Consider the following 15,977-nt stretch of genomic DNA (forward strand, 5'->3'; position numbering starts at 1 on the left):
GGGGAGTGTGCGGGGCCGAACGATCGCGTTACAGTAGCGCGCGATCGATTTTAACCACGATTTTACGCAACGCTGCGCCTTGTTCGAGGCAGGCCATCGGGCGGTGTAATTCGCCAGGGAAGAGGATCGCCAGCTCTTCCGGGTAGAGATGAATCAGCGTTTCGCTGTCGATAGCCTGACAGAAACCGATATCCTGCGTCGTGTTGAAGTGACCATCTTCAACGATCGGCAGCCCTTTATTCCCGGCACCGATGATCTCTTCACCTTTCAGCACAATGTGAATGTCGAGATATTGACGATGATATTCCGGGCGTTGCTCGCTCAGCGGCCGGGTATGGCCTTCGACGACGGTAAAAAACACATTATCACTCTCGACGGTATATTTCCCCGGCGGCAGCGCGTGCGGTTGTTGCTGTAACACGGCCTGCAGCGCCTGGCGGATCACCGGCGGATAGAGCTCATTTTCGGCGGCGGCGGTTAAGGTATCGATAATCATGCCGGGATCCTCTGCGGTTGTTGCGAATGAAGTAACGTTAATGAGTGAGCGACAATACTGGCGACGTCGGGGGTAATATCGACGGCCAGAACATCGCTTTCACTGGCGTCGGGTGTTTCCAGGGCGGCAAACTGGCTACGCAGTAACGCTTCTGGCATAAAGTGGCCTTTACGCTGGCGCATTCGCTGCAAAATGCAGTCATAATCCCCGGTCAACCACAGGAAGCGTAGCTTCGCGTTCCCCTCACGCAGGCGGTCGCGATAGCGCTTTTTTAATGCGGAACAGACCAATACACCTGACTCGTTTTTCTGCTCAAGACTGAAAATGACGTCGGCGATACGCGTCAGCCACGGCTGACGATCCTCATCATTCAGCGGCTGGCTGGTGGCCATTTTGACGATATTGTTGCGTGGATGAAGGTCGTCGCCGTCGATAAATTTCGCTCCCAGCGCGTGGGCCAATGCCTGACCGACGGTGGATTTGCCGGTTCCGGAGACGCCCATCAAAATAATGCATTGTCCTGCCATCATGCGCTCCTTCTCTCAGACCGCGACCAGCATGCCGCCGTCAACGAACAGCAGATGGCCGTTGACGAAATTCGACGCGTTTGACGATAAAAAGACGGCAGCGCCGACCAGCTCCTGCGGATCGCCCCAGCGGGCGGCAGGGGTGCGTTTGCATAACCAGTCGGTAAACGCCTTATCCTCAACCAGCGTCCGGGTCATCGCCGTATTAAAGTAGCCCGGGGCAATGCCGTTGACCTGAATGTTGTGCCGCGCCAGCTCAACGCACATTCCGCGGGTTAGCATCTTCACCGCGCCTTTGGCGGCGGCGTAGGGGGTGATGGTGTCGCGCCCCAGCTCGCTCTGCATGGAGCAGATATTGATGATTTTTCCCTGCTGGCGGTCAACCATGCGCTTCGCGACGGCCTGAGAGACGAGAAATACCGCCGTCTGGTTAACTGAAATCACGTCATTCCATTCCTGCACCGGGAATTCGGTAAACGGGTGGCGGCGCTGGATCCCGGCGTTATTGAATAACACGTCAATCGGGCCAAGATGCGCTTCGATATTGGCAATGGCTTCTTCAACGGCCTCGGCATCGGTCACGTTAAATACCGCAGCATGGGCGGTGGCGCCTTCGTCGCGGAGCTTCATCACCGCATCGTCCGCTCGCGGGGCAGAAAGGTCATTAATAATGATTTCTGCGCCATATTGCGCCAGACCCTGAGCCATGACAAAACCGATCCCCTGTCCTGCGCCCGTAATTAAAATGCGTTTACCTTGTAAGCTGAAAAGATCGTTCATCTCGATATCCTGATTAGCGGCTGAAGAAAACCTGTGCCCTATCTCACGGATTTTTACCGGGGGAAACTGTGATGAAGATCACTCGGAACCGTGTTACAAAAAGGGGTTACTTTAAACGTGACGCTGCCGGTAAATCTCGCTGACTCAACAGGTTAACGGCTACGGACTGGCATTCTCTTTTGCCCCCCCGACAGGCATAATGGCCTGAAGCAGTCAGGTATTTGGCGGACACACAGATGAAAGCACAACGCATTACTCTCCATGATATTGCCGAGCTGGCTGGCGTAACCAAGATGACCGTTAGCCGCTATTTGCGCACCCCGGAAAAGGTGAAACCGGAGACGGCGGAGCGTATTGCCAGCGTGATAGCGGAGATCGGCTATCAGCCCGACCCGGATAATCCGGCGATGACCAGCGTCGCCGTGCCGCGGATTGGCGTACTCATTCCCTCCTTTCATAATCAAATTTTTGCCGATCTGCTGGCCGGCATCGAATCTGTCGCCGCCGGGCATGGTTACCAGACGCTGGTGGTGAATTACGACTACGATCGCCAGCGTGAAGAGGAGCAGATTGCCGCCGTGCTGGCGTTTAATGTGAAAGGACTGCTGCTGACCGAGTCGGTGCACTCCCTGCGGGCGGACAAGTATCTGAATGCCGCGAAGATCCCGATCGCCGAAGTGATGGGGCTGGCGGAGAATCCAGGACGCATCAACGTCGGATTCGATAACTTCCAGGCCGGCTTCGATATGACCACCATGCTGCTGGCCAGCGGTAAACGACGGATCATCTACTTCGGCTCGATGTCCGACGTCCGCGACGAGCAGCGTTATCTGGGCTACTGTCGGGCGATGGAGAGTGCCGGGCTGGCGGTGGGGCGCATTGCGCCGAATAAAGTCTCGTCGGTTTCCATTGGCACCGGCATGATGACCCTGGCGCGGCAAATGTACGCCGATATGGACGGTATCCTGTGCACTAATGACGACCTGGCGGTGGGCGTGTTACAGGAGTGCCTGGCATCCGGTATCAGCGTGCCCCAGGAGCTGGCTATCGCGGGCTTTCATGGCCTGGAGATCGGCCAGATCGTCTCTCCCCGGCTGGCCAGCGTCCTGACGCCGCGCTTCGAGATGGGTAAGGTGGCGACAGAGATTTTAATAAAGAAAATCAAAGGACTGCCCACCATTGAAAAAGTGGACCTCCACTACCGCCTGTCGATGGGCGAAACGATTTAACGGCCACCAGCCAGCGCCTGTCGTGTGTTAGCGAAAGGTTAATGCGCGCGCGGTCCATCGCCTGTCTGGTCGCCGTTTTGTCTTCACGATCACGCGTCCGGTAACACGCATTTTTAACACGATTCAGCGTGATACAGATCGCAAAATCCCCCGATAAAAACCCGTTTGATAGTGGCTACCGTCGTAACCAAACGTCAAACAGGTGATCTGATGAAGAGTGTTATTCCCCGCGCCGTCCTTTTAGTGGCCCCCGTAATTGAAACCCTGCAGCGGCAGCTGGCGGAGCATTTCCCGCTGTTGCGTCTCTACGAGCAGGACGATCCGATCGCCTTTCTGCGTGAGCAAGGAGAGAACATTGCCGTCGTGGTCACTCGCGGCGACGTCGGCGTAGCAAACAGCGTCCTTGAGTTGCTGCCTCAGGCTGGGCTGATTGCCATCTTCGGCGTCGGTACCGATGCGGTGGATCTGGCGTATGCCCGCTCGCGGCAAATTGCCGTCACCATCACCTCCGGGGTGTTGACGAATGATGTCGCTGACCTGGCGATGGGGCTGCTGCTGGCCGGTTCCCGTCAGCTCTGTCAGGGCGATCGCTTTGTCCGCGAGGGACGCTGGCTGAGCGGTGGTATGCCGTTGGCGACTCAGGTCAGCGGGAAGCGTATCGGCCTGCTGGGTATGGGGAATATTGGCCAGGCGATCGCCCGCCGGGCGCGGGGTTTTGATATGCAGGTGCTGTATACCGACCGTAAAAAGATAGCGGGCCTCGATTATCAGTGGTGTGCCGACCTGCATACCCTGGCGCATGAGAGCGATTTTCTGGTGATTGCCGCATCCGGCGGCGAGGCGAACCGCGGCATCATCGACGCCTCGGTGTTTAACGTGATGCCGGCGCATGCCTGGCTTATCAATATTGCCCGCGGTTCGCTGGTGGATGAAAAGGCGTTGATCCACGCGTTACAAAACGGCGTTATCGCCGGGGCCGGGCTCGATGTTTTCGAACAGGAACCCCAGGTCCCGGCGGCGCTGATCGCCCTCGATAACGTGGTGCTGCAGCCGCATGTCGCCAGCGCCACGCAGGAAACACGACAGAAAATGAGCGAAGTGGTTTTTGCTAACGTCGCCGCCTGGTTTGCCGGCGCAGCGCTGCCAAACGCTATCGATTAATTAGCTTTTTATTTCTGTACCCGCGCGATCTCAATCAAAACAATAACCTCTGCATAGAGAGTGCAAATATATGAACGAGAAAATTCCCAGCACCCGTTGGCTGCGTATCATTGTGCCGGTGTTAATTGCCTGCATTATGTCATTTATGGACCGGGTTAATATTAGCTTTGCCCTGCCAGGCGGCATGGAGGCCGATTTAGGCATTACCAGCCAAATGGCCGGCGTGGCCAGTGGTATCTTTTTTATTGGTTATTTATTTTTGCAAATTCCCGGTGGGCGAATTGCGGTTAACGGCAGCGGTAAAAAATTTATTGCCTGGTCGCTGGTAGCCTGGGCTATCGTTTCCGTGGCGACAGGGTTTGTGACTCATCAATATCAACTGCTGGTGCTGCGATTTATTCTCGGGGTTTCGGAAGGGGGAATGCTGCCGGTAGTGCTGACCATGGTCAGCAATTGGTTTCCGGAAAAAGAGCTGGGTCGCGCGAACGCGTTTGTGATGATGTTTGCCCCGCTCGGCGGCATGCTCACCGCGCCGGTCTCCGGCGCCATTATTGCGGCGCTTGACTGGCGCTGGCTGTTTATCATCGAAGGGCTGTTGTCGCTGGTGGTGCTGGTCGTGTGGTGGTTTATGATCAGCGACCGTCCGCAAGAGGCCCACTGGTTGCCCGCCCGCGAGCGTGACTATCTGGTGACCACCCTGGCCGCCGAGCGTGCGGCGAAGCAGGCCGAAGCCCCAGTCAGCAAGGCCCCGGTGAAGGATGTGTTTGGTAATGCCGGACTGATGAAGCTGGTGATCCTCAATTTTTTCTACCAGACCGGGGATTATGGCTACACGTTGTGGCTGCCGACCATTCTGAAGGGGTTAACCGGCGGCAACATGGCCAGCGTTGGCTTCCTGGCGGTGCTGCCGTTTGTCGCCACGCTGGCCGGGATCTATGTGATTTCGTTGTTCAGCGACCACAGCGGTAAGCGTCGTCTGTGGGTTCGCTTCTCGCTCTACAGTTTTGCGGCAGCGCTGGTGGCGTCGGTGGTGCTGCGCGAACACATGGTGGCGGCCTATATCGCGCTGGTGATCTGCGGCTTCTTTCTCAAATCGGCTACCAGTCCGTTCTGGTCGATGCCGGGGCGTATCGCTTCGCCGGAGGTGGCGGGCAGCGCACGCGGGGTGATCAATGGTCTGGGCAATCTCGGCGGATTCTGTGGCCCCTATCTGGTGGGCGTGATGATGTATCTCTACGGCCAGAATGTGGCGGTCTGCGCCCTGGCCGGTTCGTTGATTATCGCCGGCACAATGACCTTTCTGCTACCGAAGCAATGCGATCTGGTCGACAGCGATTCTGATGTGGCGATCAAGAAGCAACCCCGAAATGCGTAACCCACTGCGACATAAATCACAGTTATCATTGTAAGCGGTTGGCTTAACTGTCTACACTCTTGCTGATTACGACAAGAGCAAACGCAGGCCAATCAATGATTCTGATAATTTATGCGCATCCTTATCCGCAGCATTCTCATGCGAATAAGCGAATGCTTGAACAGGCAGGGACGCTTGAAGGCGTAGAGATACGCTCCCTCTATCAACTCTATCCCGACTTTAATATCGATGTCGCCGCCGAGCAGGCGGCGCTGGCCCGTGCCGATCTGGTTATCTGGCAGCACCCTATGCAATGGTATAGCGTACCGCCGCTGCTCAAGCTGTGGATGGACAAAGTGTTGGCGCACGGCTGGGCCTATGGTCACAACGGTATTGCCCTGCGCGGTAAATCGCTGATGTGGGCGGTGACCACCGGCGGCGGTGAAAGCCACTTCGACATCGGCTCATTCCCCGGTTTTCCGGTGCTGGCGCAGCCGTTGCAGGCAACCGCGCTTTACTGCGGAATGAAATGGCTGCCGCCGTTCGCCATGCACTGCACTTTTATCTGCGATGACGAAACGCTGCAGGCGCAGGCCCGCCATTATCGTCAACGCTTAATCGACTGGCAGGAGGCACACCAGAATGGATAGCCATACGCTGATACAAGCGCTGATTTACCTGGGCGCCGCGGCGCTGATTGTGCCCATCGCCGTCCGCCTGGGGCTGGGGTCGGTGCTGGGCTATCTGATCGCTGGCTGTATTATCGGCCCGTGGGGGCTGCGGCTGGTGACTGACGCCGAGGCGATTCTGCACTTTGCCGAGATCGGCGTGGTGCTGATGCTGTTCGTGATTGGTCTGGAGCTGGATCCGCAGCGGCTGTGGAAGCTACGCGCCTCGGTGTTCGGCGGCGGCGCGCTGCAGATGGTAGCCTGCGGGGTATTGATCGGTCTGTTCTGCATGCTGCTGGGCCTGCGCTGGCAGGTGGCCGAGCTGATAGGCATGACCCTGGCGCTCTCTTCCACAGCCATTGCGATGCAGGCGATGAATGAGCGCAATCTGACGGTGTCGCAGATGGGGCGGAGCGCCTTCGCGGTGCTGCTGTTTCAGGATATCGCGGCGATCCCATTGGTAGCGATGATCCCCCTGCTGGCGGCCAGCGGCGGCGCCACCTCGCTGGTGGCGTTTGCCCTCTCCGCGCTGAAGGTGGCCGCGGCGCTGGCGCTGGTGGTGGCCCTGGGGCGCTATCTGACCCGTCCGCTGCTGCGCTTTGTCGCCCGTTCCGGCCTGCGCGAAGTGTTCAGCGCCGTGGCGCTGTTCCTGGTCTTCGGCTTTGGATTGCTGCTGGAGGAAGTCGGGCTGTCGATGGCGATGGGGGCGTTTCTCGCCGGGGTGCTGCTGGCCAGCTCCGAGTATCGTCATGCGCTGGAGAGCGATATTGAGCCGTTTAAAGGACTGCTGCTGGGGTTGTTCTTTATCGGCGTCGGCATGTCGATTGACTTCGGCACTCTCGTGACTCATCCGTTGCGTATCGTTATTTTGCTGGTCGGTTTCCTGGCGATAAAAATGCTGATGCTGTGGCTTATCGCCAGGCCGCTGGGCGTGCCACGCGCCCAGCGCCGCTGGTTTGCAGTGTTGCTGGGGCAGGGAAGCGAGTTTGCGTTTGTGGTCTTTGGCGCCGCGCGGATGGCGGATGTACTGGACGGCGAATGGGCTAAGGCGCTGACCCTGGCGGTGGCGCTGTCGATGGCGGCGACGCCGGTCTTGCTGGTCCTGCTGACCCGTCTGGAGAAATCGGCCAGCGGCCAGGCGCGGGATGCTGACGAGATTGATGAAGAGCAGCCGCGGGTGATTGTTGCCGGCTTTGGCCGCTTCGGACAGATTGCCGGGCGACTGTTGCTCTCCAGCGGGGTGAAGATGGTGATCCTCGATCACGACCCGGATCATGTTGATACCCTGCGCAAATTTGATATGAAGGTTTTCTACGGCGATGCCACCCGGGTCGACCTGCTGGAATCGGCTGGCGCCGAAAAGGCGGAAGTACTGATCAATGCCATCGACGATCCGCACGTCAGCCTTGAGCTGGTGGAGAGGGTAAAAGAGCATTTTCCGCATCTGCAGATCATCTCCCGCGCCCGCGATGTCGATCATTACATTAAGCTGCGCCAGGCTGGCGTCGAGGCGCCGGAGCGTGAAACCTTCGAGGCGGCGCTGAAGTCCGGCCGAATGACGCTGGAGGCGCTGGGACTCGGCGCCTATGAAGCCCGCGAGCGGGCCGATCTGTTCCGTCGCTTCAACCTGCAGATGGTCGAAGAGATGGTGGCGATGGCGGAAAACGACGCGGCGTCGCGGGTGGCGGTCTTCAAGCGGACCAGCGATATGCTCACCGGCATCATCAACGAAGATCGTCATCATCTGTCGCTGGTGCAGCGTCACGGCTGGCAGGGGACGGAAGAGGGCAGGCACACCGGGGATATTGCCGATGAGCCGGAAAATAAGCCCTCAGCCTGACGCTCGTCAGTAACATTTTGTTTTCCGTTTAGAACCGGTTCTGGCGGCCCACGGTGTGAACGTGGGCTTGCCAGCAAATCAGAAAATTTTCTTATTCTTTACCTTCCGGCCAGTCGACGAAGTAGTACGCTTTCCGTATAGTGGCGACAATTTTTTGCACTCGGGAATGAATGAATGATCAGTCTGATTGCGGCGTTAGCGGTAGATCGCGTCATTGGTATGGAAAACGCCATGCCATGGAACCTGCCTGCCGATCTCGCCTGGTTCAAACGCAACACGTTAAATAAGCCGGTGGTGATGGGGCGTCTGACCTGGGAATCCATTGGGCGCCCGTTGCCGGGGCGTAAAAATATCGTGATCAGCAGCAAACCCGGCAGCGACGATCGCGTGCAGTGGGTCTCCTCAGTGGAGGAAGCGATTGCTGCCTGCGGCGATGTGGAAGAGATTATGGTGATTGGCGGCGGCCGCGTTTATGAGCAGTTCCTGCCGAAAGCGCATAAGCTCTATCTGACCCACATTGATGCGGAAGTGGAAGGCGATACCCATTTCCCGGATTACGACCCGGACCAGTGGGAGTCGGTGTTCAGCGAGTTTCATGACGCTGACGCGCAGAACTCACACAGCTACTGCTTTGAGATCCTCGAACGCCGTTAAGCTGGAAGGATAGCAATGAAAAAACCCCGGTCGCGCCTGGCGTGACCGGGGTTTTCTTTTGCGTGAATTCCGCGACGAAGGCGCACTCAGTATCTCGTCATGTTCCCCGTCGCAGGCTTCGTCTTTCGGGAGCGCTGTCCGGGCGACAAATCGCAAGGAAATGTAGGTCGGGTAAGGCGTTAGCCGCCACCCGACACAAAAGTGGCTCCGCGCCCGCCGTTCTTGCCCGGGGCTACAAATCGCAAGGCAATGTAGCCCGGATAAGGCGCAACGCGCCGCCATCCGGGAAGACTCAGGACGCGACGGCTTCGCCTTCGTCGAGGCTTTTCTGGCGGTTCGACGGCTGGGTGAAGTACTGCTTATCTTCCCAGCGCAGGCAGGTGAGTTCCCCGCCCCAGCAGCAGCCCGTATCCAGGGCGTAAATCCCCTCCGGCGTACCGCGTCCCTCCAGTGAAGCCCAGTGGCCAAAGGCAATGCTGTAGGCATTGCTGACCGGGCCAGGAATGGCAAACCACGGCTTCAGCGGCGCTGGGGCGTCCTCGGGCGCCTCTTTCGAATACATATCCAGCTGGCCGTTGGGGAAGCAGTAGCGCATGCGGGTAAAAGCATTAGAGATAAAGCGCAGGCGCGCCAGACCGCTCAGCTCGTTGCTCCAGTGATTCGGCATATCGCCATACATGGCATCGAGGAAGAAAGGGTAGGAGTCGCTGGAGAGCACCGCTTCTACATCGCGCGCGCACTGCTGGGCGGTCTCCAGATCCCACTGCGGCGTGATGCCCGCGTGGGCCATCACCAGCTTTTTCTCTTCATCCACCTGCAGCAGCGGCTGGCGACGCAACCAGTTGAGCAGCTCGTCGGCATCCGGGGCTTCCAGCAGGGATTTCAGACGATCCTTCGGCTTGTTACGGCTGATACCGGCGAAGACGGCCAGCAGGTGGAGATCATGGTTGCCCAGCACCAGTCGCACACTGTCGCCCAGAGATTTGACATAGCGCAGGACCTCCAGCGACCCCGGGCCACGGGCCACCAGATCGCCGGTCAGCCATAGCGTATCGGTGCTCGGGTCGAATTCAACCTGCGCTAATAATGCGATCAGTTCATCGTAGCAACCGTGAACGTCGCCAATAAGGTATGTTGACATTGTTTTAATGAATGAGCGTTGGAACTGCGAGACGGAACACAGGGATCTCGATACGGAACGGCGCGCCGTCGATATCGATCATCTCATAATGACCCTGCATGGTTCCCAGCGGCGTTTCGATGACCGCGCCGCTGGTATATTGATATTCACCGCCAGCGGGAATATGTGGTTGCTCGCCGACCACCCCTTCACCCTGAACTTCAGTCTCACGACCGTGGCCGTTAGTGATGAGCCAGTAGCGGCCAAGCAGCTGAACCTGACTCCGCCCCAGATTGCGAATGGTGACGGTATAAGCGAAGACGTAACGCTCTTCTTCCGGAGAAGACTGCGATTCGATATAGACGCTTTGCACCTGAACGCAAACACGAGGCGAATTAATCATGGTTAGCTCTCCTTCGAAGGCAGATTGTTGGATAACCAGTTGGCCATCTTACAGTACTGCTCTACAGAAATATTTTCCGCACGCACTGCCGGGTCGACGCCCAGCTCGGTCAACACTTCAACGCTAAACAGATTGCCGAGACTATTGCGGATGGTCTTACGGCGCTGGTTGAAGGCTTCGGTGGTGATGCGGCTCAGTACCCGGACCTCTTTTACCGGATACGGCATGGTGCGGTGCGGCACCAGGCGAACCACCGCGGAGTCAACCTTAGGCGGCGGGGTAAACGCGCTCGGCGGCACTTCGAGTACCGGGATCACCTGGCAATAATATTGCGCCATCACGCTTAACCGACCATACGCCTTACTGTTCGGCCCGGCAACCAGACGATTGACCACTTCTTTCTGCAGCATAAAGTGCATATCGGCAATGGCATCAGTATAGCTGAACAGATGGAACATTAGCGGCGTCGAGATATTGTACGGCAGGTTGCCGAAGACGCGCAGCGGCTGGCCCATTTTCTCCGCCAGTTCGCCGAAGTTCATGGTCATCGCATCCTGCTGATAGATGGTCAGCTTCGGTCCGAGGAACGGGTGCGTCTGCAGGCGAGCCGCCAGATCGCGGTCCAGTTCGATAACGGTCAGCTGGTCAAGACGTTCGCCGACCGGTTCGGTCAGCGCGGCGAGACCCGGGCCGATTTCAACCATCGCCTGGCCTTTCTGCGGATTAATCGCCGAGACGATGCTGTCGATCACAAACTGATCGTTGAGGAAGTTCTGCCCGAAGCGTTTACGGGCTAAATGGCCCTGATGGACTCGATTATTCATTGGGTATTAACAATCATTTTGATGGCGAGATTAAGCGCCGTGATAAAACTGCCGACGTCCGCTTTTCCCTGACCCGCTAATTCCAGTGCGGTGCCGTGGTCGACGGAGGTACGAATAAAAGGTAAACCGAGCGTAATGTTCACGCCACGGCCAAAGCCCTGGTATTTTAGCACGGGCAGGCCCTGATCGTGGTACATCGCGAGTACCGCATCGGCATGGTCAAGGTATTTGGGCTGAAAGAGGGTGTCTGCCGGCAGCGGACCGCTGAGGTTCATCCCCTTCGCGCGCATCTCTTCCAGCACCGGAATAATGGTATCTATCTCTTCCGTTCCCATATGGCCGCCTTCGCCAGCGTGCGGGTTAAGCCCGCAAACCAGCACATGCGGCTGGGCAATGCCAAATTTCGTGCGCAGATCGTGATCGAGAATGGTGATGATCTCGCGCAGCAGCTCGGGCGTTATTGCTTCGCTGATGGCTTTCAACGGCAGATGGGTCGTCACCAGCGCCACCCGCAGCTCCTCGGTCGCCAGCATCATCACCACTTTGCTGGCCTTCGCGCGCTCTTCGAAGAACTCGGTATGACCGGTGAAGGCGATGCCGGCGTCGTTGATGTTGCCTTTGTGCACCGGGCCGGTCACTAACGCCGCAAATTCGCCGCTAAGGCAGCCGTCGCAAGCGCGCGCCAGCGTTTCCACGACATAGGCGCCGTTTTGCACGCTCAGCACGCCGGGTTCCGCCGGAACGTTCAGCGGTACGTTAAGCAGCGTCAGCGTACCAGCGCGTTGCGGAACGGGCGGTTGCGCAGGATCGTATGGGAGGAGAGATAAAGGAAGACCGAGCCGCTGGGCTCGGTCAGTTAACAGGGCGCCGTCGGCGCAGATCACCAGCTCAACTGGCCAGTCGCGCTGGGCAAGCTGCACGACCAGATCAGGGCCAATCCCGGCGGGTTCGCCGGGAGTGATGACAACTTTACGGATTTCAGGCATCGATATTAGTTGCTCAGAATTTTAACATACGCACTGGCGCGCTGTTCCTGCATCCAGGTTGCCGCTTCTTCAGAGAATTTGCGGTTCATCAGCATGCGGTATGCACGATCTTTCTGCGCGGCGTCGGTTCTGTCGACCTGACGGCTATCCAGCAGTTCGATCAGATGCCAGCCGAAGGAGGAGTGCACCGGTCCGCTGGTCTGCCCTTTGTTCAAACGCATCAGCGCATCGCGGAATGCCGGATCGAAGATGTCCGGCGTCGCCCAACCTAAATCACCGCCCTGGTTTGCTGAACCCGGATCTTCAGAGAACGCTTTCGCCGCTTTGGCGAAGGTGGTTTTCCCGCTCTTAATGTCAGCCGCGATTTGTTCCAGTTTGGCCTGGGCCTGGGCATCATTCATGATCGGCGACGGCTTAAGCAGAATATGACGGGCATGCACTTCGGTGACGGAGATGTTCTGAGTCCCGCCGCGCAGGTCGTTGACTTTCAGAATGTGGAAGCCGACGCCAGAGCGGATCGGGCCGACGATATCCCCTTTTTTGGCGGTGCTTAACGCCTGGGCGAAAATACCAGGCAGCTCCTGGATACGACCCCAGCCCATCTGGCCTCCCTTCAGCGCCTGTTGGTCAGCGGAGTAGGTGATGGCCAGTTTACCGAAGTTAGCGCCGTTGCGCGCTTGTTCAACGATGGCATTTGCTTGCTCCTGAGCTGCGGCAACTTCATCCGCGGTCGGGTTTTCCGCCAGCGGGATCAGGATGTGGCTCAGGTTAAGCTCGGTGCTGGCATCGTTCTGGTCGCCAATCTGTTTTGCCAGCGCTTCGACTTCCTGCGGCAGCACGGTGATACGGCGACGCACTTCATTGTTACGCACTTCCGAAATCAGCATCTCTTTGCGGATCTGGCTACGGTAGGTGTTGTAGTTGATGCCTTCATAGGCCAGACGGCTGCGCATCTGATCCATGGTCATGTTGTTTTGTTTGGCGATGTTGGCGATGGCCTGATCGAGCTGGTCGTCAGAGACCTTCACGCCCATCTTCTGCCCCAACTGCAATACGATCTGGTCCATGATCAGTCTTTCGAGGATTTGATGGCGCAGTGTCGCGTCATCCGGCAGCTGTTGGCCAGCCTGACCCGCATTGAGCTTAACTGATTGCATCAAACCATCGACGTCGCTTTCCAGCACGACGCCATTATTGACGACGGCCGCTACTTTATCGACCACCTGAGGGGCAGCGAAACTGGTATTCGCGATCATGGCGATACCGAGAAGCAGCGTTTTCCAGTTCTTCATACTTTTTCCATTTCAATTAACCGCAAATGCGGACGATGTTGTAAACCAGCCGCATCACAGGGAGCTCTGGTACGGTAAAATGTTCGAACGCAGCATCTGCTGGGTGCCGAGGCCGTAGTTAGAGCTCAGACCGCGCAATTCAATATTGATTCCGAAGGTGTTGTCGTATTTGCTCTCGCCGCCGTTGTTGTTGCTATCCCAGCCGTTGACTTTACGTTCGTAGCCAAGACGGATGGCGTAGCAGCAGGAGTTATACTGAACACCCAACATCTGGTTTGCTGCTTTCCGGGTATTGGTATCGAAGTAGTATGCCCCGACCACAGACCAGCGATCGACGATCGGCCAACTGGCGGTCATCCCCACCTGCGAAATACCCTGTTTATATTGTGCCGCCGTGGAATATGAAGGCAGTGTAGCCTGAATATATTCCGGGCTGGCGTAACGATAGTTAAGCTGGACTAAGCGGTTTTCATCGCGACGGTATTCAATGGTGCCGTTACCGGTAGCGACGTTATCCAGACGGGTGTCGTACTGGATCCCTCCGCGTAAACCCCAGTCATCGGCGATGCGCCAGTAGGTATCGCCGGCCCATACCAGTGAACCCGTGGTGTCGTTGTTCTCCCAGTTGATGTTGTCATCACCGGTGCGTGACTCGGTGAAATAGTAGATTTGACCAACGGAAATATTAAAACGTTCCACGGCGGCGGCATCATACACGCGAGAGGTGATGCCGGTAGTGACCTGGTTGGCTGACGCGATGCGGTCCAGACCGCTATAGGTACGGTCGCGGAACAGGCCGGTGTAGTCCGACTGCAATAGCGTGGAGTCGTAGCTACCGATTTCACTCTGATCGCGGTACGGCACGTACAGATACTGCATGCGCGGTTCCAGCGTTTGGGTGAATCCCTCCTGCAGGTCGCGTTCAAAGACCATTTTACCGTCGATTTTAAACTGCGGCATTACGCGGCTGACAGACTCTTTGTAGTCAGTGCCGTTGGCGGCGTTGTACTTATCGAGGTTGCTCTGCTGGTAGTGGGTCGCCAGCAGCTTGGCTTCAGTATTCAGACTGCCCCAGGCGTTGGACAGCGGCAGGTTGATCGTCGGTTCGAGGTGAACGCGGGTCGCTTCCGGCATGTTGTTATTCGAGTTAACAAAATGGGCGACCTGACCGTACAGATGGGTATCGAACGGGCCGACATCGTTCTGGTAGTAGTTGATGTCGAGCTGCGGCTCAGCCGAGTAGGAGTTGCTCGATTCCCGGTCAAAGACCTGGAACTGCTTGGTCGATACCGTCGCGTCAAAGTTCTGATTGACGTAACCGGCGCTGAATTTCTGCGTCGCATAGCCGTCGGTACTGGAACCATATTTCGAGCTGAAATCGTTGAAGTAGTCAGGATCGCTGACCTTGGTGTAGTCAGCGTTCAGACGCCATACCTGATCGATAACCCCGGAGTGGTTCCAGTAGAACAGCCAGCGGCGGCTGTTGCTGTCGCTCGAATGATCGTCTTCGTAGACTTTATCCGACGGCAGGTAGTCGAATTCAGTTAAGCCGCTGCCGAGCTGGGTCAGGTAGCGGAATTCGTTTTCCCACATCACGCCGCCGCGTTTGTTCATATAGTGCGGGGTGATAGTGGCATCGAAGTTCGGCGCAATGTTCCAGTAGTACGGCAGGGAGAATTCCACACCGTTTTTGGTACTGTATTTGGCGTTCGGGATCAGGAAACCGGAACGACGTTTGTCGCCCACCGGCAACTGCAGGTAAGGGCTGTAGAAAATCGGTACTGAGCCCAGCTTAAAGCGGGCGTTCCAGATCTCGGCAACCTGCTCTTCACGGTCGTGGATGACTTCGCTGCCCACGACGCTCCAGGTGTCGGAGCCCGGCAGACAGGAGGTAAAGCTGCCGTTTTCCAGAATGGTATAGCGGTTTTCGCCGCGCTGTTTCATCAGGTCCGCCGTGCCGCGTCCCTGGCGTCCGACCATTTGATAATCGCCCTGCCAGACGTTGGTATCTTTGGTGTTCAGGTTTGACCAGGCTTTAGGCCCTTTGAGGATCACCTGGTTATCGTCGTAATGGACGTTGCCCAGCGCATCCACCGTTCGCACCGGTTGCGCCTGGCCCGCGGCCTGCTGCTGATGCAGCTGCACTTCGTCGGCACGCAGGCGGCTGTTCCCCTGGTTAATATCGACGTTGCCGGTGAAGACGGCATTATCCGGGTAGTTGCCCTTCGCATGATCGGCGTTAATCGTCACCGGCAGATCGCCAGGCCGCCCTTCCACGAGCGGACGATCAAAGCTTGGCACGCCAAGCATACATTGCGTTGCGAGATCGGCAGCGAGGCCTTGTTGGCTATACAAGGCGCTGGCAATCATCGTAGCCAGGAGGCTGGGAATACGTTTTTTCATACGTTGTATTTATTGTTCCATCATCTTGTGGCAGCGGCTTGCAAACGGTCAGAGCCTAACTTACTCAACATTATCACGCTAGTGTTAATCCTGCCCGTTTCGAGCCCGAGCGTTAGGCACCCTGTTGAATGACGAGTATGATAAAGCAAATTATAGGCTATGTCCCACAATTGACCGAGGCGCGAGTGCCGGGTAACGTGCGGTCATATTCGAGCTTAACGGCGATAAACAGTTGGGGAG

15 protein-coding genes are annotated in these 15,977 nt (G+C 57.3%); 6 read left to right on the forward strand and 9 right to left on the reverse strand.

Features of this window, described 5'->3' with window-relative positions:
* Positions 1-28: 28 nt before the first annotated feature.
* The 3 genes from SPE70_RS03600 to idnO are packed head-to-tail and all read right to left on the reverse strand — an operon-like array spanning position 29 to position 1,803.
* Positions 29-496, reverse strand: a complete 468-nt coding sequence (locus tag SPE70_RS03600) for a NanQ anomerase/TabA/YiaL family protein (protein ID WP_022066145.1) — start codon at positions 494-496, stop codon at positions 29-31.
* Positions 493-1,023: a gluconokinase gene (locus SPE70_RS03605; RefSeq protein ID WP_008807483.1), complete on the reverse strand. Its 531-nt coding sequence runs from the start codon at positions 1,021-1,023 to the stop codon at positions 493-495. The genes SPE70_RS03600 and SPE70_RS03605 overlap by 4 nt, the downstream gene beginning before the upstream one ends.
* Positions 1,024-1,038: 15 nt before the next feature.
* The gene (gene idnO, locus SPE70_RS03610; RefSeq protein WP_008807482.1) at positions 1,039-1,803 is read right to left on the reverse strand and encodes a gluconate 5-dehydrogenase; all 765 of its coding nucleotides are present in this window, start codon (positions 1,801-1,803) and stop codon (positions 1,039-1,041) included.
* Between the two features lie 236 nt (positions 1,804-2,039).
* Here idnO and SPE70_RS03615 point away from each other — a divergent pair, with 236 nt between their 5' ends.
* The 6 genes from SPE70_RS03615 (at position 2,040) to folA (ending at position 8,709) form a co-directional block, all read left to right on the forward strand.
* Positions 2,040-3,032 carry a LacI family DNA-binding transcriptional regulator gene (locus SPE70_RS03615; RefSeq protein ID WP_012968956.1) on the forward strand — a complete coding sequence of 331 codons (993 nt, stop codon included), beginning with the start codon at positions 2,040-2,042 and terminating at the stop codon, positions 3,030-3,032.
* Between the two features lie 210 nt (positions 3,033-3,242).
* Positions 3,243-4,193: a 2-hydroxyacid dehydrogenase gene (locus tag SPE70_RS03620; RefSeq protein WP_022066144.1), complete on the forward strand. Its 951-nt coding sequence runs from the start codon at positions 3,243-3,245 to the stop codon at positions 4,191-4,193.
* A gap of 70 nt (positions 4,194-4,263) precedes the next feature.
* Positions 4,264-5,568 (forward strand): MFS transporter, encoded by a 1,305-nt coding sequence (locus SPE70_RS03625; protein WP_064166848.1) that lies wholly within the window; start codon positions 4,264-4,266, stop codon positions 5,566-5,568.
* A 95-nt stretch (positions 5,569-5,663) separates the two neighbouring features.
* Positions 5,664-6,197: a glutathione-regulated potassium-efflux system oxidoreductase KefF gene (gene kefF / locus SPE70_RS03630; protein ID WP_008807478.1), complete on the forward strand. Its 534-nt coding sequence runs from the start codon at positions 5,664-5,666 to the stop codon at positions 6,195-6,197.
* Entirely contained in the window at positions 6,190-8,055 is a 1,866-nt protein-coding gene (gene kefC, locus SPE70_RS03635; protein WP_012542877.1) for a glutathione-regulated potassium-efflux system protein KefC, read from the forward strand. The genes kefF and kefC overlap by 8 nt, the downstream gene beginning before the upstream one ends.
* A 174-nt stretch (positions 8,056-8,229) precedes the next feature.
* The gene (gene folA / locus SPE70_RS03640; protein ID WP_022066142.1) at positions 8,230-8,709 is read left to right on the forward strand and encodes a type 3 dihydrofolate reductase; all 480 of its coding nucleotides are present in this window, start codon (positions 8,230-8,232) and stop codon (positions 8,707-8,709) included.
* Positions 8,710-9,001: 292 nt separating this feature from the next.
* Here the strand turns inward: folA and apaH are convergent, their stop codons facing one another.
* The 6 genes from apaH to lptD are packed head-to-tail and all read right to left on the reverse strand — an operon-like array spanning position 9,002 to position 15,737.
* Positions 9,002-9,850 (reverse strand): bis(5'-nucleosyl)-tetraphosphatase (symmetrical) ApaH, encoded by an 849-nt coding sequence (gene apaH, locus SPE70_RS03645; protein ID WP_008807475.1) that lies wholly within the window; start codon positions 9,848-9,850, stop codon positions 9,002-9,004.
* Between the two features lie 4 nt (positions 9,851-9,854).
* Positions 9,855-10,232 (reverse strand): Co2+/Mg2+ efflux protein ApaG, encoded by a 378-nt coding sequence (gene apaG, locus SPE70_RS03650; RefSeq protein ID WP_004204274.1) that lies wholly within the window; start codon positions 10,230-10,232, stop codon positions 9,855-9,857.
* Between the two features lie 2 nt (positions 10,233-10,234).
* The gene (rsmA, locus tag SPE70_RS03655; protein WP_008807474.1) at positions 10,235-11,056 is read right to left on the reverse strand and encodes a 16S rRNA (adenine(1518)-N(6)/adenine(1519)-N(6))-dimethyltransferase RsmA; all 822 of its coding nucleotides are present in this window, start codon (positions 11,054-11,056) and stop codon (positions 10,235-10,237) included.
* Positions 11,053-12,042: a 4-hydroxythreonine-4-phosphate dehydrogenase PdxA gene (pdxA, locus tag SPE70_RS03660; protein ID WP_012968953.1), complete on the reverse strand. Its 990-nt coding sequence runs from the start codon at positions 12,040-12,042 to the stop codon at positions 11,053-11,055. Before pdxA ends, rsmA begins: the two co-directional genes overlap by 4 nt.
* A 5-nt stretch (positions 12,043-12,047) precedes the next feature.
* Positions 12,048-13,334 (reverse strand): peptidylprolyl isomerase SurA, encoded by a 1,287-nt coding sequence (surA, locus tag SPE70_RS03665; protein ID WP_008807472.1) that lies wholly within the window; start codon positions 13,332-13,334, stop codon positions 12,048-12,050.
* A 54-nt stretch (positions 13,335-13,388) separates the two neighbouring features.
* Positions 13,389-15,737 (reverse strand): LPS assembly protein LptD, encoded by a 2,349-nt coding sequence (gene lptD / locus SPE70_RS03670; protein ID WP_008807471.1) that lies wholly within the window; start codon positions 15,735-15,737, stop codon positions 13,389-13,391.
* Between the last annotated feature and the right edge of the window lie 240 nt (positions 15,738-15,977).

This window comes from Klebsiella sp. ZJOU C1 (assembly GCF_035620215.1).
Classification (GTDB): Bacteria; Pseudomonadota; Gammaproteobacteria; order Enterobacterales; family Enterobacteriaceae; genus Klebsiella; species Klebsiella variicola.

Bases quoted from the DNA above. Each gene is read 5' to 3' on its own strand.
- SPE70_RS03600 (WP_022066145.1), bottom strand. From the start codon at position 496: ATGATTATCGATACCTTAACCGCCGCCGCCGAAAATGAGCTCTATCCG.
- SPE70_RS03605 (WP_008807483.1), bottom strand. From the start codon at position 1,023: ATGGCAGGACAATGCATTATTTTGATGGGCGTCTCCGGAACCGGCAAA.
- idnO (WP_008807482.1), bottom strand. From the start codon at position 1,803: ATGAACGATCTTTTCAGCTTACAAGGTAAACGCATTTTAATTACGGGC.
- SPE70_RS03615 (WP_012968956.1), top strand. From the start codon at position 2,040: ATGAAAGCACAACGCATTACTCTCCATGATATTGCCGAGCTGGCTGGC.
- SPE70_RS03620 (WP_022066144.1), top strand. From the start codon at position 3,243: ATGAAGAGTGTTATTCCCCGCGCCGTCCTTTTAGTGGCCCCCGTAATT.
- SPE70_RS03625 (WP_064166848.1), top strand. From the start codon at position 4,264: ATGAACGAGAAAATTCCCAGCACCCGTTGGCTGCGTATCATTGTGCCG.
- kefF (WP_008807478.1), top strand. From the start codon at position 5,664: ATGATTCTGATAATTTATGCGCATCCTTATCCGCAGCATTCTCATGCG.
- kefC (WP_012542877.1), top strand. From the start codon at position 6,190: ATGGATAGCCATACGCTGATACAAGCGCTGATTTACCTGGGCGCCGCG.
- folA (WP_022066142.1), top strand. From the start codon at position 8,230: ATGATCAGTCTGATTGCGGCGTTAGCGGTAGATCGCGTCATTGGTATG.
- apaH (WP_008807475.1), bottom strand. From the start codon at position 9,850: ATGTCAACATACCTTATTGGCGACGTTCACGGTTGCTACGATGAACTG.
- apaG (WP_004204274.1), bottom strand. From the start codon at position 10,232: ATGATTAATTCGCCTCGTGTTTGCGTTCAGGTGCAAAGCGTCTATATC.
- rsmA (WP_008807474.1), bottom strand. From the start codon at position 11,056: ATGAATAATCGAGTCCATCAGGGCCATTTAGCCCGTAAACGCTTCGGG.
- pdxA (WP_012968953.1), bottom strand. From the start codon at position 12,042: ATGCCTGAAATCCGTAAAGTTGTCATCACTCCCGGCGAACCCGCCGGG.
- surA (WP_008807472.1), bottom strand. From the start codon at position 13,334: ATGAAGAACTGGAAAACGCTGCTTCTCGGTATCGCCATGATCGCGAAT.
- lptD (WP_008807471.1), bottom strand. From the start codon at position 15,737: ATGAAAAAACGTATTCCCAGCCTCCTGGCTACGATGATTGCCAGCGCC.